This is a genomic window from Bacillus sp. FSL K6-0923 (assembly GCF_038630825.1).
GTDB lineage: Bacteria > Bacillota > Bacilli > Bacillales > Bacillaceae > Bacillus > Bacillus pumilus.
In genome coordinates this window covers 2,401,090-2,422,226 of record NZ_CP152044.1, presented here as the reverse complement: position 1 = coordinate 2,422,226, position 21,137 = coordinate 2,401,090, and the positions used below count along the sequence as shown (strand labels likewise).

The 21,137-nt window shown below is 43.1% G+C and carries 22 protein-coding genes and 1 other annotated feature; of the genes, 17 read left to right on the top strand and 5 right to left on the bottom strand.

Going from position 1 to position 21,137, the window contains the following annotated elements; all coding sequences use genetic code 11:
• Positions 1-66 precede the first annotated feature (66 nt).
• On the bottom strand, positions 67-1,332 hold the full coding sequence (locus MHI16_RS12415) for a replication-associated recombination protein A (RefSeq protein WP_058014566.1): 1,266 nt from the start codon (positions 1,330-1,332) through the stop codon (positions 67-69).
• A gap of 207 nt (positions 1,333-1,539) precedes the next feature.
• Here MHI16_RS12415 and MHI16_RS12410 point away from each other — a divergent pair, with 207 nt between their 5' ends.
• The 8 genes from MHI16_RS12410 (at position 1,540) to MHI16_RS12375 (ending at position 8,403) form a co-directional block, all read left to right on the top strand.
• On the top strand, positions 1,540-1,959 hold the full coding sequence (locus tag MHI16_RS12410) for an Rrf2 family transcriptional regulator (protein ID WP_058014567.1): 420 nt from the start codon (positions 1,540-1,542) through the stop codon (positions 1,957-1,959).
• A gap of 18 nt (positions 1,960-1,977) precedes the next feature.
• Positions 1,978-3,120: a cysteine desulfurase family protein gene (locus tag MHI16_RS12405; protein ID WP_058014568.1), complete on the top strand. Its 1,143-nt coding sequence runs from the start codon at positions 1,978-1,980 to the stop codon at positions 3,118-3,120.
• A gap of 95 nt (positions 3,121-3,215) precedes the next feature.
• The gene (mnmA, locus tag MHI16_RS12400; protein WP_003216305.1) at positions 3,216-4,334 is read left to right on the top strand and encodes a tRNA 2-thiouridine(34) synthase MnmA; all 1,119 of its coding nucleotides are present in this window, start codon (positions 3,216-3,218) and stop codon (positions 4,332-4,334) included.
• A gap of 60 nt (positions 4,335-4,394) precedes the next feature.
• Positions 4,395-5,048 (top strand): tetratricopeptide repeat protein, encoded by a 654-nt coding sequence (locus tag MHI16_RS12395; protein ID WP_058014569.1) that lies wholly within the window; start codon positions 4,395-4,397, stop codon positions 5,046-5,048.
• 19 nt (positions 5,049-5,067) lie between these two features.
• The gene (locus MHI16_RS12390; protein ID WP_268466251.1) at positions 5,068-7,452 is read left to right on the top strand and encodes an ATP-dependent RecD-like DNA helicase; all 2,385 of its coding nucleotides are present in this window, start codon (positions 5,068-5,070) and stop codon (positions 7,450-7,452) included.
• Positions 7,453-7,587: 135 nt separating this feature from the next.
• Entirely contained in the window at positions 7,588-8,046 is a 459-nt protein-coding gene (locus MHI16_RS12385) for a prc-barrel domain-containing protein (RefSeq protein WP_235567039.1), read from the top strand.
• Between the two features lie 13 nt (positions 8,047-8,059).
• Positions 8,060-8,251 carry a hypothetical protein gene (locus MHI16_RS12380; RefSeq protein ID WP_003216308.1) on the top strand — a complete coding sequence of 64 codons (192 nt, stop codon included), beginning with the start codon at positions 8,060-8,062 and terminating at the stop codon, positions 8,249-8,251.
• A 20-nt stretch (positions 8,252-8,271) separates the two neighbouring features.
• A complete protein-coding gene (locus MHI16_RS12375; RefSeq protein ID WP_003216198.1) occupies positions 8,272-8,403 on the top strand; it encodes a YrzQ family protein in 132 nt (43 codons plus the stop codon).
• Between the two features lie 42 nt (positions 8,404-8,445).
• Here the strand turns inward: MHI16_RS12375 and MHI16_RS12370 are convergent, their stop codons facing one another.
• From MHI16_RS12370 to MHI16_RS12355, 4 genes are all read right to left on the bottom strand, one after another.
• Positions 8,446-9,096, bottom strand: coding sequence for an amino acid ABC transporter permease (locus MHI16_RS12370; protein ID WP_058014571.1), 651 nt, complete (start codon positions 9,094-9,096; stop codon positions 8,446-8,448).
• A gap of 14 nt (positions 9,097-9,110) precedes the next feature.
• Positions 9,111-9,764, bottom strand: a complete 654-nt coding sequence (locus MHI16_RS12365) for an amino acid ABC transporter permease (RefSeq protein WP_058014572.1) — start codon at positions 9,762-9,764, stop codon at positions 9,111-9,113.
• Positions 9,765-9,844: 80 nt separating this feature from the next.
• Positions 9,845-10,654 (bottom strand): transporter substrate-binding domain-containing protein, encoded by an 810-nt coding sequence (locus MHI16_RS12360; protein ID WP_058014573.1) that lies wholly within the window; start codon positions 10,652-10,654, stop codon positions 9,845-9,847.
• 14 nt (positions 10,655-10,668) lie between these two features.
• A complete protein-coding gene (locus MHI16_RS12355; RefSeq protein ID WP_058014574.1) occupies positions 10,669-11,397 on the bottom strand; it encodes an amino acid ABC transporter ATP-binding protein in 729 nt (242 codons plus the stop codon).
• A gap of 165 nt (positions 11,398-11,562) precedes the next feature.
• Here MHI16_RS12355 and MHI16_RS12350 point away from each other — a divergent pair, with 165 nt between their 5' ends.
• The 9 genes from MHI16_RS12350 (at position 11,563) to mltG (ending at position 21,088) form a co-directional block, all read left to right on the top strand.
• On the top strand, positions 11,563-12,627 hold the full coding sequence (locus MHI16_RS12350; RefSeq protein ID WP_058014575.1) for an AI-2E family transporter: 1,065 nt from the start codon (positions 11,563-11,565) through the stop codon (positions 12,625-12,627).
• Between the two features lie 46 nt (positions 12,628-12,673).
• Positions 12,674-12,882, top strand: a binding site (T-box leader).
• Positions 12,883-12,962: 80 nt separating this feature from the next.
• Positions 12,963-15,599: an alanine--tRNA ligase gene (gene alaS / locus MHI16_RS12345; protein ID WP_058014576.1), complete on the top strand. Its 2,637-nt coding sequence runs from the start codon at positions 12,963-12,965 to the stop codon at positions 15,597-15,599.
• An 89-nt stretch (positions 15,600-15,688) separates the two neighbouring features.
• Positions 15,689-15,955, top strand: coding sequence for an IreB family regulatory phosphoprotein (locus MHI16_RS12340; protein WP_058014945.1), 267 nt, complete (start codon positions 15,689-15,691; stop codon positions 15,953-15,955).
• Between the two features lie 3 nt (positions 15,956-15,958).
• Positions 15,959-16,375 (top strand): Holliday junction resolvase RuvX, encoded by a 417-nt coding sequence (gene ruvX / locus MHI16_RS12335; RefSeq protein WP_003216519.1) that lies wholly within the window; start codon positions 15,959-15,961, stop codon positions 16,373-16,375.
• A gap of 15 nt (positions 16,376-16,390) precedes the next feature.
• Positions 16,391-16,675 carry a DUF1292 domain-containing protein gene (locus tag MHI16_RS12330; RefSeq protein WP_003216483.1) on the top strand — a complete coding sequence of 95 codons (285 nt, stop codon included), beginning with the start codon at positions 16,391-16,393 and terminating at the stop codon, positions 16,673-16,675.
• Between the two features lie 154 nt (positions 16,676-16,829).
• Positions 16,830-17,396, top strand: a complete 567-nt coding sequence (locus MHI16_RS12325; RefSeq protein ID WP_061408756.1) for a biotin transporter BioY — start codon at positions 16,830-16,832, stop codon at positions 17,394-17,396.
• Positions 17,393-18,856 (top strand): acyl-CoA synthetase, encoded by a 1,464-nt coding sequence (locus MHI16_RS12320; RefSeq protein WP_268466243.1) that lies wholly within the window; start codon positions 17,393-17,395, stop codon positions 18,854-18,856. The genes MHI16_RS12325 and MHI16_RS12320 overlap by 4 nt, the downstream gene beginning before the upstream one ends.
• Entirely contained in the window at positions 18,844-19,932 is a 1,089-nt protein-coding gene (locus MHI16_RS12315; RefSeq protein WP_058014578.1) for an acetyl-CoA C-acyltransferase, read from the top strand. Before MHI16_RS12320 ends, MHI16_RS12315 begins: the two co-directional genes overlap by 13 nt.
• 73 nt (positions 19,933-20,005) lie before the next feature.
• Positions 20,006-21,088 carry an endolytic transglycosylase MltG gene (mltG, locus tag MHI16_RS12310; protein ID WP_061408749.1) on the top strand — a complete coding sequence of 361 codons (1,083 nt, stop codon included), beginning with the start codon at positions 20,006-20,008 and terminating at the stop codon, positions 21,086-21,088.
• The last annotated feature ends 49 nt before the right edge of the window (positions 21,089-21,137 follow it).

The window sequence follows — 21,137 nt, the reverse complement described above, 5'->3', positions numbered from 1 at the left end:
TCAAGATCATTTTAGCCCTTTGTCAACAATCTGACAGCCCACCTGCTATAACGCAGGGGGCTTTTTTTATTTTTGGCGTTTTAAATTCTCATATACTTGTTTTAGTGCGCCTTCAAATTTACCTGTTTGCTTCGGTTCATAGTATTGCTTGTTTTTCAGCGGATCAGGTAAGTACTGCTGCTTCACCCAGCCGTTTTCATAATCGTGAGGGTATAAGTAATCCACACCTCTGCCGAGAGCGGTAGCTCCTTTATAGTGAGCATCCTTTAAATGAACAGGGATTTCACCAATTTTCCCTGAACGAATGTCACCTAGTGCCGCATCGATCGCCTTATATGCTGAGTTGGATTTAGGAGAAAGACACAGTTCAATGACTGCGTTGGCCAGCGGAATTCGTGCTTCCGGGAAGCCGACTCTTTCTGCTGTTTGAACAGCGCTTAACACACGAGGGCCTGCCTGCGGACTAGCTAAGCCAATATCTTCGTAAGCCATTACGAGTAATCTCCTTGAAATGCTTTCAAGGTCTCCTGCTTCAATCAGTCTGGCAAGGTAATGCAGCGCCGCATCTGCGTCAGATCCTCTAATGGATTTTTGAAAAGCCGAGAGGACATCATAATGAGCATCACCATTCTTATCATGTGAGAAGCTCTTTTTTTGTAAACATTCTTCTGCTGCGGCAAGAGTGATCATTATATGCCCAGCCCCATCTGCTTTTGTCGATAAGACAGCTAGTTCTAACGCATTTAAAGCAGAGCGTACGTCTCCGCCGCATCCATTGGCAAAATGATTCATCGCATCATCGTCCACTGTCACCTCATAACCGCCAAGTCCGCGATGTTCATCCTGTAACGCTCTTGTTAGCGCAGCTTTGATTTGCTCCGTTTCAAGCGGTTTCAGCTCAAATATTTGTGTTCGGCTTCGGATGGCGGGGTTGATCGCATGATAGGGGTTAGCCGTCGTTGCACCAATTAAAATGATCATGCCATTTTCTAAATAAGGAAGAAGGAAATCCTGCTTTCCTTTATCAAGCCTGTGAACCTCGTCTAAAATGAGGATGACCTGGCCGCTCATTTTCGCTTCAGCGGCGACAGCTTCCATATCCTTTTTGTTATGAATGACCGCATTCAACGTCCGAAACGCAATGCTTGTACTGCCAGCGATCGCCGTCGCAATCGATGTTTTGCCGATGCCCGGCGGTCCGTATAAAATCATCGAGGATAAATGTTTTGCCTCGACCATTCGTCTAATAATTTGACCTTCTCCAACGAGATGCTCCTGCCCAATGATGTCTTCAATATGACTTGGGCGCATCCGGTACGCTAAAGGTTTCATGATTATCTCTCCTAAAGCAATGTCTTGTTTGTATAGAGTACCGAAATTTCTTCAAATAGAAAAGGGATGCGTCCTCATTTTGAGCTTAGAACCCGCAAATGAAAGTTGGCTAAAAGTATGATATAATTGCTTTTGGTCTATATAAGCGTATATGAAATCAGAAAAATAATTGATGACATAGAAATAGAAAACGCAGAGGTGTTTAACTTGAAAATTTCTACTAAAGGCAGATATGGTCTGACGATCATGATCGAATTAGCCAAAAAACATGGCGAAGGCCCTACATCATTAAAATCAATTGCTCAAAACAATAATTTGTCTGAGCATTATTTAGAGCAGCTTGTATCACCACTTCGCAATGCTCGTCTTGTGAAAAGTATCCGCGGAGCATATGGCGGTTATGTGCTTGCCCATGAGCCAAGCGAGATTACAGCGGGTGATATTATTCGTGTATTAGAAGGACCGATTAGTCCTGTCGAAGTCATCGAAAACGAAGAACCAGCAAAACGTGCACTTTGGATTCGTATTCGTGATGCAGTAAAAGACGTACTAGACAATACAACTCTTGAAGACTTGGCAAGCTATAAAGGTGACGAGGATCAAGAGGCGTATATGTTCTATATTTAGATCAGAGGTGTACCGGAAATGGAACGTATCTATTTAGATCATGCAGCGACAACGCCTATGGATCAGCGGATTGTGGACAAGATGATGCCTTACTTTACAGAGATATTTGGCAATCCCTCTAGTATTCATTCATACGGGCGCGAGGCAAGAAAGTGGCTCGATGAAGCAAGGGAAGTCATTGCAGGAGAATTACACTGTAAGCCGCAGGAGATCATCCTCACAAGCGGAGGAACAGAGGCAGACAACTTGGCCATTACAGGTGTGGCGATGGCAAGGCAGCATGAAGGAAAACATATCATCACAGCAAAAACAGAGCATCATGCAGTGCTGCATACATGTGAACGCCTAGAGAAGCTAGGATTTGATGTGACATATTTAGATGTGGATGAAACGGGATTGATTCATCTTGAACAACTAAAGCAAGCACTAAGAGATGATACGATTCTTGTCACCATCATGTACGGCAACAATGAAACAGGTGTGATTCAGCCCATCAAAGACATTGGCGAGCTTTTACACCATCACACTGCTCATTTTCATACTGACGCCGTGCAGGCGTTTGGAACAATGCCGATCGATGTAGCAGACCTTCATATTGATCTTTTATCTGCTTCTGGCCATAAGCTAAATGGTCCAATGGGAACCGGCTTTTTATATGTAAACGAAGGCGTGAAACTTTCTCCGCAAATTTTCGGAGGAGAACAAGAAAGAAAACGCCGTGCTGGCACTGAGAATGTGGCAGGGATCGTGGGACTTGCAGAAGCTGTTCAATTAACGAAGCAAAATAGAAGAGAAAAAGCCATGCATTATGGTAAGCTCAAAGAAATCATGCTGCAAGTACTCGAAGAGGAATCACTTACTTTCTCTATCAATGGACACCCGAAAGAGACATTGCCTCATATTTTAAATGTTCATTTCCCGGGCGTTTCCATCGAATCGTTACTTGTGAATTTGGATATGGAAGGAATTGCTGTTTCAAGTGGATCTGCATGTACGGCTGGATCCGTCCTTCCTTCGCACGTGTTAAGCGCCATGTATGGCGAAGAAGCAGACAAGCTGACGTCCTCAGTCAGAATAAGCTTCGGTCTTGGGAATGAAGAGGATCATGTGAAGCAGGCGGCGCGCAAGATAGCAGCTGTTGTCAAACGCTTAGCCAAATAAACGTCCCTCTTTTGTTCGTGTGTGAAAAATGAAACAGCCAAGCACCTGAAGAACGAAACGCACATGCTGTTTCATTGAAAATGGAGTTGATGAAGATGACAAAAAGACCAGAAGACACAAGAGTTGTGGTCGGTATGTCCGGAGGAGTCGATTCATCAGTTGCCGCTCTTATGCTAAAAGAGCAAGGCTATGATGTAATCGGCATATTTATGAAAAACTGGGATGACACAGATGAAAATGGTGTATGTACAGCAACGGAGGATTATGAGGATGTCATCCGCGTGTGTAACCAAATTGGAATCCCTTATTATGCAGTGAATTTCGAGAAGCAATATTGGGACAAAGTGTTTCAATACTTCCTTGATGAATATAAAGCCGGCAGAACGCCAAACCCAGATGTCATGTGTAACAAAGAAATTAAGTTCAAAGCGTTCCTTGAGCATGCATTGTCACTCGGTGCGGATTATTTAGCAACAGGGCACTATGCGCGCGTCGACAGAACTGGCGATGAAGTCAAAATGCTAAGAGGTCTTGATGCCAACAAAGACCAGACGTATTTCTTAAATCAGCTGACTCAGGAACAGCTTGATAAAGTCATGTTCCCAATCGGTGATTTAGAGAAAAAAAGGGTTCGTGAATTGGCAAAAGAAGCAGAGCTCGCAACAGCAACGAAAAAAGATTCAACGGGTATTTGCTTTATTGGGGAAAGAAACTTTAAAACGTTCCTCAGTCAATATTTGCCTGCACAGCCTGGCGTGATGCAGACGATGGACGGAGAAGTCAAAGGGGAGCACGATGGACTGATGTATTACACGATCGGGCAGCGCCAAGGTCTAGGCATTGGCGGCAGCGGTGATCCTTGGTTTGTCGTTGGAAAAGACTTGGAACAAAATATCCTGTTTGTCGAACAAGGTTTCCACAATCCACTTTTATATTCTGAAAGCATTTCAGCCGTCAATATCAGCTGGACTCGTCCTCATATTGTCGGTGAAAACGGTGAATTAACATGCACAGCTAAATTCAGATACCGTCAAGAAGATCACCATGTAAAGGTCAAAATGACAGGTGAGCAAGAAGCGATGGTCATCTTTGATGAACCTGTTCGTGCTGTGACACCAGGACAAGCGGTTGTCTTTTATGATGGCGATGAATGTCTGGGCGGCGGAACAATTGACGATGTCTTTAAGGACGGCCAAAAACTGTCGTATGTGTAACATGTTTTCAAAACCTCAACGTCGCTGTTGAGGTTTTTTAATGAAAGGATGAGAGAGCGAATGAATCATAATGAAATCGGCATAGAAGCCTTAAATCAGGGGAACATCGAAAAAGCAGCGGAAGCTTTTACGAAAGCCATTGAAGAAAGCCCGAAAGACCCAGTTCCATATATTAACTTTGCGAACTTGCTGTCAAGCATCAATGAATTTGAACGTGCGTTAAATTTCTTTCAAAAAGCAATTGAGCTTGATCAAGCTGCAGCTGCAGCCTATTACGGGGCAGGAAATGTATACACATTAAAAGAAGACTTTATGAAAGCAAAAGACTATTTTGAAAAAGCACTAAAAGCGGGCATGGAAAATAGTGATTTGTTTTATATGCTGGGGCAAACGCTCATCAAATTAGAGCAACCGAAGCTTGCGATGCCTTATCTTCAGCGTGCCATCGAACTGAATGAAGATGATAATGAAGCAAGATTCCAATTTGGCATGTGCTTAGCCAATGAACAATTGCTGGAAGAAGCGGTGACAACCTTTACTGAGGTGATTGCGCGTGATCCGGAGCATGCAGATGCCTTTTATAATTTAGGGGTTGCGTATGCATACTTAGAGAAAAAAGACGAAGCACTTGAGATGTTAGGAAAAGCGATTGATGTGCAGCCTGACCATATGCTGGCACTGCATGCGCAAAAGTTGATTCAAGAAGCAGAATAGACGGAAGGAGGGAAGACCTGTGCAGGAACATCCAGATCAAATGAAGCTTGAGGACGAACCGTTTTTAAAGGGAACAGTTCAAGCCGTTATTTTCCATAATGAAAGTAATTTATACTCGGTGTTAAAGGTGAAAGTCATTGAAACATCGGAAAACTTAGAGGAAAAAACAGCATCTGTCACAGGCTACTTCCCAGCACTTCATGAGGAAGAAACTTACACCTTCTATGGCAAAGTCACAAGCCACCCGAAGTTTGGTGAACAGTTTCAGGCAACTCATTTTCAAAAAGAAGTACCGACAACAAAGCAAGGAATTATTCATTATCTCTCAAGTGATTTATTTGAGGGGATAGGCAAAAAGACAGCGGAAGAAATTGTAGGACAGCTTGGCAGTCAGACGCTTCATAAAATTATGCGTGACCCAGCGGTTTTGTATGACGTTCCGCGCTTATCAAAAAAGAAGGCAGATAAGCTGGCCGCAGCGCTTCAGGAGCATCAAGGATTGGAACAAATTATGATCAGCCTCAATCAATTCGGCTTTGGTCCGCAGCTCAGCATGAAGATTTATCAAGTGTACGAGAGTGAGACGCTGCAGAAGATTGAAGAAAACCCGTATCAGCTTGTCAAGGATGTCGAAGGGATCGGTTTTATTAAGGCAGATGAACTTGGCGCTAGAACTGGCATCTCAGGAAGTGACCCAGAGCGGATCCGTGCAGCCTTGCTTTATACAGTGGAGACAGCCAGTCTTCAGGACGGTCACACGTACATACAAACAAAGGATTTGATCGTCGAAACCCGCAAGCTACTCAATCAGACAGGCAATGAGTACAAAGTGACGGAAATGGACGTCGCCAATCAGATCATTGCACTTGGCGAAGGGAAAGAGATGATCATTGAAGATGAGCGCTGCTATCATCCGTCCTTATTTTATGCCGAGCAAAGTGTCGCCAAACGTATACAAAAAATCGTCTCCCAAACGGAATATGCAGATCAATTTCCTGAATCAGAATTCCTTCTAGCCCTTGGTGAGCTCGAGGAACGGCTGGGCGTCCAGTATGCGCCGACACAAAAGGAAGCGATTCAAAAGGCACTCATGTCCCCAATGCTGCTTTTAACAGGCGGACCTGGGACTGGGAAAACAACTGTCATTAAAGGCATTGTTGAGCTTTACAGCGACCTTCACGGTGTATCTCTTGATCCGAGTGATTACAAAAAAGATGAATCCTTTCCATTTGTGCTTGCGGCGCCAACTGGACGAGCAGCTAAACGAATGACAGAATCAACAGGGCTTCCAGCTGTGACGATTCACCGGCTGCTTGGTTGGAACGGATCAGAGGGCTTCTCGCATGATGAAGAACAGCCGATTGAAGGAAAGCTTGTCATCATTGATGAATCAAGTATGCTAGATATTTGGCTTGCGAATCACTTGTTTAAAGCCATTCCTGACCATATCCAAGTGATCATGGTGGGAGATGAACATCAGCTTCCGTCTGTCGGACCAGGCCAAGTGTTAAGAGACTTGATTGCATCACAAGCCGTACCAGCTGTTACCCTCACAGATATTTACCGGCAGGCAGACGGCTCCAGCATTGTTGAACTTGCACATGATATGAAAAATGGCGTCCTGCCAAAAGATATTACCGCACGTTCAAAAGACCGATCCTTCATAAAATGCTCAGCTGATCAAATGAAAGAAGTCATTGAGAAAGTCGTCAGCAATGCTGCTCAAAAAGGCTATTCAGCTAAAGACATTCAGGTGCTTGCGCCCATGTATAAAGGAAAAGCAGGCATTAATGAGCTCAATAAAATGCTGCAGCACATTTTGAATCCTAAAAAACCAAAGGGCAGAGAAATCCCGTTTGGTGATGTGGTGTACCGGACCGGAGATAAAGTGCTTCAGCTTGTGAATCAGCCGGAGAACAATATTTTTAACGGTGATATTGGAGAAATTGTCTCGATTTTTTATGCGAAAGAAAACACGGAAAAAGAAGATATGGCTGTGATCTCCTTTGATGGGAATGAAATCACTTTTACTAAAAAGGATTTTCATCAATTTACACATGCCTATTGCTGCTCCATCCATAAATCACAAGGTAGTGAATTTCCCATTGTTGTACTGCCAGTCTTGAGAAGCTACTACAGAATGCTTCGGCGAAATCTGCTGTACACAGCCATTACACGAAGTAAAAAGTTTTTAATCCTGTGCGGCGAGGAATCAGCACTGGAGTGGGGCGTGAAAAACAATGAGGATTCGCTCAGACAAACGTCCTTAACGATGCGGCTCGTGCAAACAGGAGAGGTCATGGATGCGGAGCTTGCAGCACTTCAAAAAGAACTGCCGTTTAGCGTACATGATGCAAATATCGGTATGGAGGGAATCACTCCATTTGATTTTATGCATGAATAAAAGGCTTCCAGATGGAAGCCTTTTTTAGCATGAAAAGAAATTCGCATATTTCGTTCATGGAAGCCATTTCTTCGTATGAGTCTTGAAGCAAACGCACACGATAAGACTGTTCCGCAAAAGGTGGTTGAGCACATTTTGAGAACATGTCGAGAGCTTGAAGGAATGTCAATCTATGCTGGTGAAACGTCTCATTCACTTGGTTCCATAAAAGATATTTGCTTATTAGCCGGAGGCAGCTGCGGAGGATATGTGTTAGATGGGAAAAAGAAAGACTGTGCACTCGTTCCATTCTCGGCTGGGGATCAGCTGACAGACAAAGGCTTATATGTGAGCTGCTATGAGGGAGTAGGCATGGATTCCTCCGCCCCATCCCTCTTATTTTCGAAATTAAAAAAGAAAATGATGCAGTCGCCTGACGGTGAAAATTTAGGCATTTTGGAAGATGTATACTTTTGCACAAATTCGGGCACAATCGTAGCATATGAACTCTCGGACGGCTTCTTTACAGAGCTATCAGGGATTCGAAAACAGCTTCAGGCTGCCGGAACCTTGATCAACGTTCAAAAGGAAGCACTTGTTCTAAACCGAACGTAAAGAGGTGCTGATTATGCTCATTTGCCCAAATTGCAAATGTAAAGACATCGGAAAAATTGGGGTCAATCAATATTATTGCTGGGGCTGTTTTATTGAATTGACGCTGTCAAAAGGCAAAATATCTACACACCAAGTGGAAGAAGACGGAACACTAAGCAGCTTAGATGATCTGTTTAGTGATGATGAACGTTCAATTCAACTATAAGTGTTAAGGGGGAATTTCGAATGGGTAAAATGACTTCTTCACTATTAACGCTTGGTGCAGGCGCACTCGCATATCACTTTGCAAGCCGATATGATATGCCATCAAAGCGGGATATGAAAAAGCTAAGAAAACGCGTTATGAGAATGATGTAAACAAAAAGACATCCGCTAAGTGCCAAAAGCGGATGTCCTTTTTTATGCCTGCCTATATTCTAATCGGCGCGCCAGTAATGATAGGCTGAAATTGACGACAAAATACATCATTGCCGCTAATAGGAAAATGGGCATTAAGTAAGATTGGCTCTGACCGTTTAATATTTGAGCGTGATGCAGTAGTTCTGGAAGAGCAATGACAACAGCTAGTGACGTATCTTTTAAAAGAGAGATGAATTGACTGACAATTGGCGGCACCATTCGGCGTAAAGCCTGCGGCATAATAATCATTTTTAACGTTTGGATATAAGTTAAACCAGAAGATCTGGCTGCTTCAATCTGCCCCTTATCAATTGATTTTAAACCGCTTCGAATGATTTCTGACAGCATTGCTGATTCAAATACGGTTAAAGCTGCGATAGCCGAGGCTGTAATGCTCAGCTTAATGCCAATTTCGGGCAGTGCAAAATAGGTGAAAAAGATGATCAATAAGAGCGGCAAGTTTCGAATGGTTTCGACGACGACTGCAAGTATCTTTGATAAAACCGGAATTTGAGCGAACCGCAACGTGCCAATGACTAATCCAATGAGAAAGCTCAAAATGATGGAGATAAAAGCCACTTTTAAGGTGACAGCAAATCCTTCAAGTAAAAAGGCGAGATGATCAGGCTGGTAGGCACCAAGAAAATCCATAATGTGTCCTCCTTTCAGTGGCTTCTTGCTAATCTTTTTTCCAAATAACCAACGCCTAAACTGAGCGGAATCGTTAATAGCAGATAGAACATGGCAACAAAGATGTAGACATCAAATGTCACAAATGTTCTAGAAGCGATGAGGTCTCCTTGATACATGAGGTCAAACCCTGCAATGACTCCTAAAATAGAGGAGTTTTTGACAAGGTTAATAAATTGATTCCCAAGAGGGGGAATGACAATTTTAATCGCTTGCGGCAGAATGATATACCGCATTGTCCCGCTATAGGATAGACCTGAAGCACGGGCTGCTTCCATTTGTCCAAGCGGTACAGCTTGTATCCCTGCGCGAATGGCTTCAGCAATAAAGGCAGAGGTATAAATGGCAAGAGCAATAGTGCCAGCGGTGAAGCCATCTGCTACAATACCTAGCACGGGTAACCCAAAGAAGAAGACAAATGTAATCAATAATAACGGAATATTCCGAATAAATTCCACGTAAGCCGTTCCTAACCAGTTGAGCGGCCTGAGTGGCGCAATCCTCATAATGGCAATGAGTGTACCGATCAAAAAGCTTCCAATCAAAGCAATGACACTTGCGCCAATGGTATATTTAAAGCCTTCTACATAAAGATTGAAGTTTTCAGTGAGAATGGAAAACCGCAGCAATCAGTTCACTTCCTTCCTGATCAACAGGGGAGCCAATGAGCGGCTCACCCTGAGAAAATCATTCTTAACAAGTCAACCCATTATTCTTTGATCCATTTTTGATGAATCTTGTCATACTCCCCATTGTCTTTTAATGTCTTTAGGGCTTTATTAATGGCCGTTGTTAATTCCTTATCCGCTTTCTTGACAGCAATGCCATAAGGCTCATCTGTAAAGGTGCCGCCGACGACTTCGTAATTTGAATCCTCATCTGCCATACCAAATAAGATCGCATTATCAGTTGTCAGCACTTGCCCTTGGTTTGATTTTAAAGCTGTAAAAGCTTCCTGATAGTTCTCAAATTCTAATACAGACGCTTCAGGTGCTTTTTCGCGGATATTTTGAGAAGAAGTAGACCCTTTCACTGCAAGCACTTTCGTCCCTTTCTTCAAATCATCAATTGATTGAATGTCGCTTCCTTTTTTCACAAGCAGTGATTGTCCTGCTTCAAAATATACATCTGAGAAATTGACTTCTTTTTTACGCTCTTCGGTAATCGTCATGGTTGCGACGATTGCATGAATATCTCCTTTTTGCAGTAGAGGAATTCTCGTTTTTGATGTCACTTCTTTGAATTCTGCTTTTCCTTCATCACCGAGCATTTCCTTTGCGATGGCTTTTGCAATATCGATATCAAACCCCTCAATATCTCCGCTGCTAGGATTTTTTAGACCGAAGAGACGTGTATCATTCTTGACCCCGAATATGATTTTTTTGTCTTTCTGAATGGTTTCTAAAGAGCTTCCTTTTTTTGCATCAGTCGAGCCTTTTTCAGCAGATCCGCAAGCTGCTAATGCGGCAATACAGCAAGTCATAAAGAGTAGTAGGCCAAAGCGTTTCATTTTTTTCATTAAAATCATTCCCCCTAGTGATTTAAAATACGGCTTAGAAAGAGCTGAGCGCGTTTCTCACGCGGTTTCTCATAAAATGCAGCCGGTGTTGATTCTTCAAGAACTCTGCCTTCATCAATAAAGACAATACGGTCAGCCACTTCTCTTGCAAATCCCATCTCATGTGTGACGACAACCATGGTCATTCCTTCTCGTGCGAGCTGCTTCATCACATCTAGTACCTCACCGATCATCTCTGGGTCAAGAGCTGATGTCGGTTCGTCGAACAGCATGACCTCCGGTTTCATCGCAAGCCCTCTTGCAATGGCAACACGCTGCTGCTGTCCGCCTGAGAGTTTTGAAGGGTAGGCGTCAGCTTTATCAGGAATACCGACTTTATGTAAATAAAATTCGGCTGTTTCCCTCGCTTCTTCCTTGCTCACCTTTTTCACCTTCATTGGCGCAAGCATAATGTTTTCAAGCACCGTCTTATGCGGATAGAGATGAAAATGCTGAAATACCATCCCGATATTTTGCCTGACAAGATTGATATTGGTTTTCGGATGCTGAACAGGCACTTCGTTGACAAGCACCTTTCCCTCATCAATGCTTTCAAGACGATTGATGCATCTGAGCATCGTGCTTTTACCTGATCCTGAAGGACCGATGATCACGACGACCTCACCTTTTTGAATATGTAGGTTAATGTCTTTCAGTACATGGAACTGGCCATAATGCTTATTGACTTCTTCGAATGTGATCATGAAGAACCTCCTCTTGTACATGGTGGAATTCAGTGGAGACATTTTAGTAACTTTGGATGGTGCTGTATGTTTCATGTGTATTCATTTTTAACAAAGTTAGGACAAATTTTATTTACATGGATAATTACAGAAGATGGTTAAACAATAAGAAAAGAGGTGAAAAAGGTGAAGAAACGTCCGATCCAATTTCTGATATATGCTGCAGGGGTTCTGCTTGTCCTTGCATCCTTGCTCATTTTATTGCAGCTCGACGAGTTATGGATGCCTATTTTTTTGTTGTTAAAGGCAGTTCTGATTCCGCTGCTCATTGCTATTTTTATTTCTTATCTGCTTTATCCGATAGTGGAAAAACTGCACTCGAGGGGCTTACCAAGGACTCTAAGTCTCTTATTGATTTATGTCCTGTTTTTTGGAGGGATTGGGCTTGCGGTTTATAAAGGGGCGCCTGTCATGATCAAGCAGTTAAATGAGCTGTCAGAACAAATTCCTGTGCTTGCGGAAACGTATAATGGCGCTTTATCACATATTCATCATCATACAAGCCATTGGCCAGACGGACTTCACGACCGCTTGGACCGCTTAATTGTTCAATCGGAGACATATGCAGCGAACGGCGCGGAGCGGATGATTCTTAGCTGTAAAGTAATACTTGATTACGCATTAGTTGCAGCGCTCATCCCTTTTCTTGTTTTTTATATGGTGAAGGATATGAATACGATGAAGCGGGCTGCATGGTATTTGACGCCGCCCTCATTTCGGAAGAGGGGACATGCGTTTGTAAAGGCAGTTGATGAATCACTTGGTAATTATATTAGAGGACAGCTGCTTGTCTGTTCATTCATTGGGGGTGCAGCAGCCATTGTGCTCTGGCTGTTTCATATCCCGTACCCGCTTGTCCTTGGTATGCTAATTGGCGCAACGAATGTTATTCCGTATTTTGGACCGATTATTGGCGCGATTCCCGCTGTTTTTATTGCGTTTACCATCTCAGTGAAATCGGTTATTATTGTGCTGATTACAGTTGCCGTGCTGCAATTTTTAGAAAGTAACGTCCTCAGCCCGATTATCGTAGGGAGAAGTCTTCATATGCATCCTGTCGTCATTATGCTAGTCTTGCTTGCTGGTGGAGAGTTATTTGGTTTAATAGGCATGATTTTAGCCGTACCAACTGCCGCTATAATCAGGGTGATCATTGTGCAATATATCCTTATGAGGCGAAGCGTTCATTGACAAGAGGAGTCGAGTTGTCTATAATAATTTCGATTCATACTACATACTGAATTCAATGACGGACCCGAGTACGTTAAAAAGCTGTTTCAGAGAGAGGCTTTATTTTGCTGAGAAAAGCCTTATCAGACCTTTAACGGAAGCTAGTCCCGAGTGCAGATAAACACTGCCGCTCTCTTCCGGCGTTATCGGATGTGAAGGTGATAGACGAATTTGTCTATAATCAGGGTGGTACCGCGAGAACATCTCGTCCCTGTGTAAGTCGTTTTGTGCTTGCATAGGGCGGGATGTTTTTTCGTTTGTGTGGAGATTGATGAATGAAAAGGGAGGATTTTTGAATGAAAACTTTAACTTCAGCTCAAGTACGCCAAATGTTTTTAGACTTTTTTAAAGAAAAAGGACATGCTGTAGAACCGAGTGCATCACTCGTACCGCATGATGATCCGACACTTTTGTGGATCAACAGCGGCGTGGCAACATTAAAGAAATACTTTGATGGCCGCGTCGTACCTGACAATCCACGTATTTGCAACGCGCAAAAATCAATTCGTACAAATGATATTGAAAACGTAGGGAAAACAGCACGTCATCATACGTTCTTTGAAATGCTCGGCAACTTCTCGATTGGAGATTATTTTAAAGAAGAAGCGATCGAATGGGCGTGGGAATTCCTCACAAGTGACGAATGGATTGGCTTTGACCCGAATTTGTTATCTGTTACTGTCCATCCAGAGGACGAAGAAGCGTATGTTCTATGGAGAGATAAAATCGGTGTACCTGAAGAACGTATTATTCGCCTTGAAGGGAACTTCTGGGATATTGGAGAGGGCCCAAGTGGACCGAATACAGAAATTTTCTATGACCGCGGTGAATCATACGGTAACGATATGAACGATCCAGAATTATATCCTGGCGGAGAAAATGAGCGATATCTAGAAGTGTGGAACCTAGTGTTCTCTGAATTTAACCATAATCCAGATGGGTCATACACGCCGCTTCCGAAGAAAAACATAGATACAGGGATGGGTCTTGAACGAATGGTATCTGTCATTCAAAACGTGCCTACGAACTTTGATACTGATCTATTCATGCCAATTATTCGTGCCGTTGAAACCATTTCTGGAGAAAGCTATGGCGAGACAAAGGAAAAAGATACAGCATTCAAAGTCATTGCTGACCACATTAGAACGGTTGCCTTTGCTGTAAGTGATGGAGCGCTTCCTTCCAATGAAGGGCGCGGGTATGTGCTAAGACGTTTGCTTCGCCGTGCCGTGCGTTATGCAAAAACCATTCACATCCATCGCCCGTTTATGTTTGACCTAGTTCCAGTAGTGGCGGAAATCATGAAGGATTTCTACCCAGATGTACAAGCGAAAGAAGAATTTATTGCAAAAGTCATCAAGAATGAAGAAGAACGCTTCCATGAAACACTGAACGAAGGCTTAGCTATTTTGTCAGAAGTCATCAAAAAAGAAAGAGACAAAGGCAGCACACAGATTTCAGGTGAAGATGTATTTAAGCTGTATGACACGTATGGATTCCCTGTCGAGCTCACAGAAGAATACGCAGAAGATGAAAACATGACAGTGGATCGAGAAGGCTTCCAGGCTGAGATGGAAAAGCAACGTGAACGTGCAAGAAATGCGAGACAAGATGTCGGCAGTATGCAGGTTCAAGGCGGTGCTCTAGGAGATATTAAAGTAGAAAGCACATTTGTTGGCTACGAAAATCTAACGGCAGATGCCCATATTGTCGAATTGCTTCAAAATGGTGAAATTGTCACAGAAGCACATGAAGGCGATACAGTACAAATTTTGTTAGATGAAACACCTTTCTATGCGGAAAGCGGCGGACAAGTGGCTGATAAAGGGACATTGAAAAGCGCTGAAGTGATTATCGACATCAAAGACGTGAAAAAGGCGCCAAATGGTCAGCATGTTCATGAGGGTATCGTCGTAAGCGGTACAGCCAAAAAAGGACTTGAAGTCACTGCGGAAGTGGAATCAGCTCTTCGAAAAGGCATTGTGAAAAACCACACAGCGACACATCTTTTGCACCAGGCGCTAAAAGACGTTTTGGGCAGCCATGTGAACCAAGCAGGATCATTGGTGAATGAAAATAGACTTCGCTTTGACTTCTCTCACTTTGGACAAGTCACAAAAGAGGAATTGTCTCAGATAGAAAAAATTGTGAACGAAAAGATCTGGGAAGGCATCTCTGTTGCTATTGACCTGAAGCCGATTGCGGAAGCAAAAGAAATGGGTGCAATGGCGCTCTTCGGCGAGAAGTATGGCGATATTGTCCGAGTTGTCCAAGTAGGCGATTACAGCATCGAGCTATGCGGCGGCTGTCACGTTCAAAATACTGCGGAAATCGGGTTGTTTAAAATTGCCTCTGAATCGGGTATTGGTGCTGGAACACGCCGGATTGAGGCGGTGACTGGTAAAGGGGCATACGAAGAATTAAATGACCAGCTGGCGATTTTAGAGCAGGCAGCGAGTGAGCTGAAGTCAAATACGAAGGATGTACCAAAACGTATCGCTTCATTGCAGGCAGATTTAAAAGAGGTTCAAAGAGAAAACGAATCTCTTCTTGCAAAATTAAGCCAGGCTGAAGCAGGCTCTATTTTAGAGAAAGTGACAGAAATCGGCGGAGTGAAAGTGTTAACTGAAAAAGTAAACGCGAAAGACATGAACCATTTAAGAACAATGGTTGATGACTTAAAAGCCAAATTAGGCTCAGCTGTCATTGTGCTCGGAGCCGTTCAAAACGGAAAAGTAAACATTTCAGCAGGAGTGACAAAAGACGTCATCGAAAAAGGTCTGCATGCAGGGAAACTTGTGAAACAGGCAGCTGAAATCTGCGGCGGAGGCGGAGGCGGACGCCCAGACATGGCACAAGCAGGCGGAAAACAACCAGAAAAGCTAGAAGAAGCACTGGCAACTGTCGAAGAATCTGTTAAATCCGTTTTATAATCAGGCGATGTAGTGTAGAATAATGGTATTAGATGAGCGTTTAGAAAAAAGCTTGCTAGTAGAATGTTGGAAGAGAGGTGCAAGAAGCAGTGAGTTCATTTGATAAGACAATGAAGTTTAACTTCTCTGATGATTCAGCTGAAACCAATGTGAATGAAGTGCTCATTACAGTACATGACGCACTCCAAGAAAAAGGATACAACCCGATCAATCAAATTGTCGGATACTTGCTGTCAGGCGACCCTGCTTATATTCCAAGACATCAGGATGCTCGCAACCTAATTCGTAAAATAGAACGAGACGAATTAATTGAGGAATTGGTTAAATCGTACTTAGAGACACATAAAGAGGCGTAAAACATGAGAATTTTAGGCTTAGATTTAGGCACGAAAACCCTTGGTGTTGCGATCAGTGATGAAATGGGCTGGACAGCGCAGGGGATTGAAACAATTAAAATTGATGAAGCAGGCGGAGACTTCGGTCTCAGCCGCCTGTCTGAAATCGTCTCGCAATATGGAACGGATAAAATTGTACTTGGTTTTCCAAAAAATATGAATGGTACGGTCGGTCCTAGAGGTGAAGCCAGCCAATCATTTGCGAAAGTGCTAGAAAACACGTACAATGTTCCTGTTGTGCTTTGGGACGAGCGCCTGTCGACAATGGCAGCGGAAAAAATGCTCATCTCTGCAGATGTGAGCAGACAAAAGCGTAAAAAAGTCATTGATAAAATGGCGGCTGTTATGATCCTGCAAGGGTACTTAGACAGCTTAAATTAAAATGAGGTGAATCAAATGGAACACGGAGAAAAGCAAATTACAATCGTTGATGATAATGGAAATGAACAGCTTTGCGAAGTACTATTTACTTTTGAAAGCGACCATTTTAACAAATCATATGTTCTTTACTACCCAATTTCTGAGCAAGACAATGAAGAAATTGAAATTCATGCATCAAGCTTTACACCGAATGAAAACGGTGAAGATGGCGAGCTAGAGCCTATTGAAACGGATGAAGAGTGGGACATGATTGAAGAAACGTTAAATACGTTCTTAGATCAAGAAGAAGACGAAGAATAGAACGAATAAAAGGCCTGTGAACGGATCTTCGTGATCTTTCTTCACAGGTCTTTTTTTATGGTCTGTATGTTAACTTTATTTCATTTAATGTTGACATAATAGGCTGTACCTTTTACTCTATTTTTAACAATGAATTGAGTGAGGGGTATGGAAATTGAAAATTCAAGATATGATGCAAATGGCGCTAATGACTGCGGTGATCGGGATGTTAGGATTGATCCCGCCGATTTTACTTACATTTACACCTGTACCCATCACATTGCAAACGGCAGGTCTTTTGCTTGCTGGTGGGCTGTTAAAGCCAAAACAGGCACTGATCAGTTTACTTCTGTTTCTCTTGGTTGTGGCATCAGGCGCACCTCTTTTGTCAGGTGGCAGAGGCGGAATAGGGGTCTTTTTTGGACCAAGCGGTGGATTTTTACTTGCTTATCCAGTGGCTGCCCTCATGATTAGTTTGTGGATCAACCGTCTAAAAAAAGTGACCACTTTGCACCTTTTTATGATCTTTACGGTATGCAGTATCGGAATTTTGTATCTATGCGGCATTCCTTTTCAAGCGATGATGATGGATATCAAGGTCACTCAGGCTGCTCTCCTTAGTCTGATTTATATTCCAGGTGATCTCATCAAAGCGGGCATATGTGCTGTTCTCACGGTGAAAATCATTGCGGCTATGTCATATCGAAAAAGGGATGTGCATAAAGGGAGGCGTGCAGTTTGAACAGAATAACGGAAAGCTATGCATCACATGCAGAAATGAACCCAGATCATATCGCCATCATTGATGGACAAGAAAGGATCACTTATCAAGATTGGTATGAGCGTGTCCGGCTATCAGCGCAATGGTTACAACAAACGGCTCATGAGCAAAAAAGAGTTGCCTTTTTATTATCAAATGGTGCTTCTTTTCTCCAAATATTTGCTGGCGCTGCTTGTGCAGGGTGGACAGCTATCCCGCTTGACCCGAGATGGAGTCGTGAGGAATGTGCTAAAAAGCTTTTGTTAAGTGAGGCAGCTCTCGTCATTATCGAGGATCGATATTTAAATAGATTTGAAAAGTACAGCGAAGATTTGCAGGTTCTTTCTTTATCTGAATGCAAGGAAAAAATGAGCCTCATCACACAAGGTCCATCTAACAAATGCGACAGCGAGATCGACCCTATCTTTTATATGGGATTTACGTCAGGATCAACTGGTTCACCTAAAGCATTTATCAGGCGCCAGCAGTCATGGATCAAAAGCTTTCAAACAACAGCCGATACATTTGGAATCACTCATCAAGATCATGTTCTTATAGCTGGTACACTCTTATCCTCTCACTTTTTATATGGTGCCATCAGTACATTATACTTTGGCGGCACAGTGACGATTTTAGAAAAATTTACGCCAGTGAAAGCGAAAAAATCCTTACAGGCAGGAGACATTACTGTGATGTATACTGTCCCTACGATGACAGAATCGTTGCTGGAAATAGACGCTTTTGAGAGAGACAATCCGCTTCTTGTCATATCATCTGGAGCAGATTGGGGCACTCCTTCAAAGAAACAACTCGTGACCAACTTTCCGCATGTGACATTTTTTGATTTTTACGGCACATCAGAGTTAAGCTTTGTTTCCTACTTATCTTCAAATGACTTTTTGCAAAAGCCTTCATCTGTCGGACGGCCTTTTTCTCCCATTCAAATTGAAGTGAGGCGAGCTGATCAAACAGTCTGCCAGCCAAATGAGACAGGAAGAATTTATGTGAAGAGCCCGATGTCTTTTGCAGGCTACTTACATGAGGAGAAACAGCCGAAGGAGTGGCTGACAGTTTATGATATGGGCTGGCTGGATGAAGACGGCTATTTGCATATGAGCGGCCGTGAAAATGGCATGATCGTCTATGGAGGGCTGAATATTTTCCCAGAGGAAATTGAGCGTGTGCTAAATGAACTGCCAGAAGTGAAGCGATCGGTTGTAGTTGGCGTTCCTGACCCATATTGGGGTGAAATCCCTGTTGCTATTATTGAACAAGGACAGCACACAAAGAGGATTCGGCAAGTTGTCAAAGAAAAACTGGCGGCCTACAAGGTGCCTAAAAAATGGCTTGTCATGGATCAAATAATTGAAACATCCGGAGGAAAAATAGCACGTGCCAGTATGAAAAAGTGGACGGAGGAACAATTGTCATGCAAGCAGTAATTGTACAAGCAAAACGGACACCCTTCGGTGATAAAAATGGGATGCTGAAGGATTATCGTCCAGAGCAATTAGCCGCGCCTCTTATTCAGTATTTGTCTAAAGGGATGACGCCGGACGACATCATATTAGGAAATGTTGTAGGAGGCGGCGGGAATATGGCCCGTCTGTCCTCATTAGAAGCAGGGCTTTCTTTCTTGGTACCTGGGATGACGGTTGATAGGCAGTGTGCCTCAGGTCTAGAAGCAATCCGAACAGCTTGCGCCATGGTTCAATCAGGAGAAGGCTCAATGTATATCGCTGGCGGGACTGAGAGCATTTCGAGATCACCAATGAAAGAAAGAGCCCGCTTTTCACCGGAATGGATAGGAGATCCGGCTATGGGAGAAGCAGCAGAGCTGACCGCTACGAGATTCTCTGTGACAAGAAAAGAACAAGATGACTATGCGCAATTAAGCTGGGAAAGAAGTATAGATGCAATCAAACGTGGTACATATTCAGAAGAGATCGTTTCAATTGACGGACTGAGTATAGATGAAGCGGCCGCTAAAATAAGACCGATGGCAAAACTGATCCAGCGGGCAAAGCCTGTATTTTCACCGGGGAATGGATCAGTAACTGCCGCCAATAGCTGCAAAGAAGCAGATGGTGCAGCAGCGGTCGTTGTGATGGAAAAAGCGCTAGCGGAGGCAAATGGGTTTCAGCCAATGCTGCGATATGCCGGAAGTGCTGTGACGGCGATGCATCCCAATTTTCCAGCTGCTGCACCGATTGATGCGATGAAGAAACTTCTACATCAAGAGAAAATCAAGGCAGAGGATGTTGCACTGTTTGAAATCAATGAAGCTTTTGCTCTGAAAATAGCGCTGATTGCTCGTACGCTGGATATTCCTTATGACCGAATCAATAAAAGAGGCGGTGCACTTTGTCTTGGTCATCCATATAGCGCATCAGGGGCTGCGATGATGGTGAGACTGTTTTACGAAGCGCGCACCTTACCGAATGGAAGCTATGTCATGGCTGCTATTGGGAGTGGCGGCGGCGTTGGTTTAGCCGTATTATGTCAAGTTCTGTCATGACATGCATGAGCAAGTAATTGCCGAACTCCGTCGAATCATGTACTATAAAAGCTAGATGTGAGGAGGGCCATGCATGTTTTCAGAACAAAAGAAACGACCATTTTTCAAAAGAAAAATGGGGATCGTCCTGTTATCTGTCCTTGCTGTCATCATCATTGCAGCATTATCAGGCTTTTTATATGTTAAATCAGCACTTGGACCGGTCGATCAAAAAAGCAAACAAACGATTAATATTCATATTCCTAATGGGACATCTGTCCGTGAGATTGCGGGCATTTTAAAAGAAAATGGGCTCATTTCGAATGACACGATTTTCACTTATTATGCAAAATACAAAAATGCGTCCGGCTTTAAAGCGGGATACTTTCATTTGAAACAAACGATGGACGCAGACACGCTCATTCAAAAGCTGACATCTGGAGGGACAGACTACGCCTTTCAGCTTGTGATTCCAGAAGGAAAACAGCTGTCTGATATTGCGGCAGTGATTGCAAACCAGACGAATTTTTCAGCGAAAGAAGTGCAAGCGAAGCTGGATGATCCTGCGTTTATTCAAACGCTAATGAAAAAATATCCGAAAACGGTGACATCACAGGTAAATGGCAAACAGGTGAAACATCCGTTAGAAGGTTATTTATTCCCTGCGACGTATCCATTTTATCGTGAGGATGAATCACTCGAAACGATCATTGAAACGATGATTAAACAAACAGATCAATACGTGAGAACGTATGAAAAAGACATGAAAAAGAGAAACATGTCCATACATGATGTGTTAACGATGGCATCACTGATTGAAATGGAAGCAACGGAAAAGACGGATCGCGCAAAAATCTCCAGTGTTTTTTATAACCGGTTGAAAAAGGAAATGCCGCTTCAAACCGATCCAACTGTTCTTTATGCACTGGGTGAACATAAATCCCGTGTTTATTACAAAGATCTCAAGGTGAAATCTCCTTATAATACGTATAACAACAAGGGCCTGCCGCCTGGACCTATTGCAAATGCTGGCGAATCTTCATGGAAAGCCGCACTGCATCCAGATAAAACGGATTATGTGTACTTCCTTGCGAAGAAAAATGGAGAAGTCGTCTTTACAAAAACGTTAAATGAGCACAACAAAGCGAAAGCCAAATACATCACAGGCAGTAATTAATGTACATGTGAATCGAAAAAGACTGTAGACAATTCAAGATTGCCTGCAG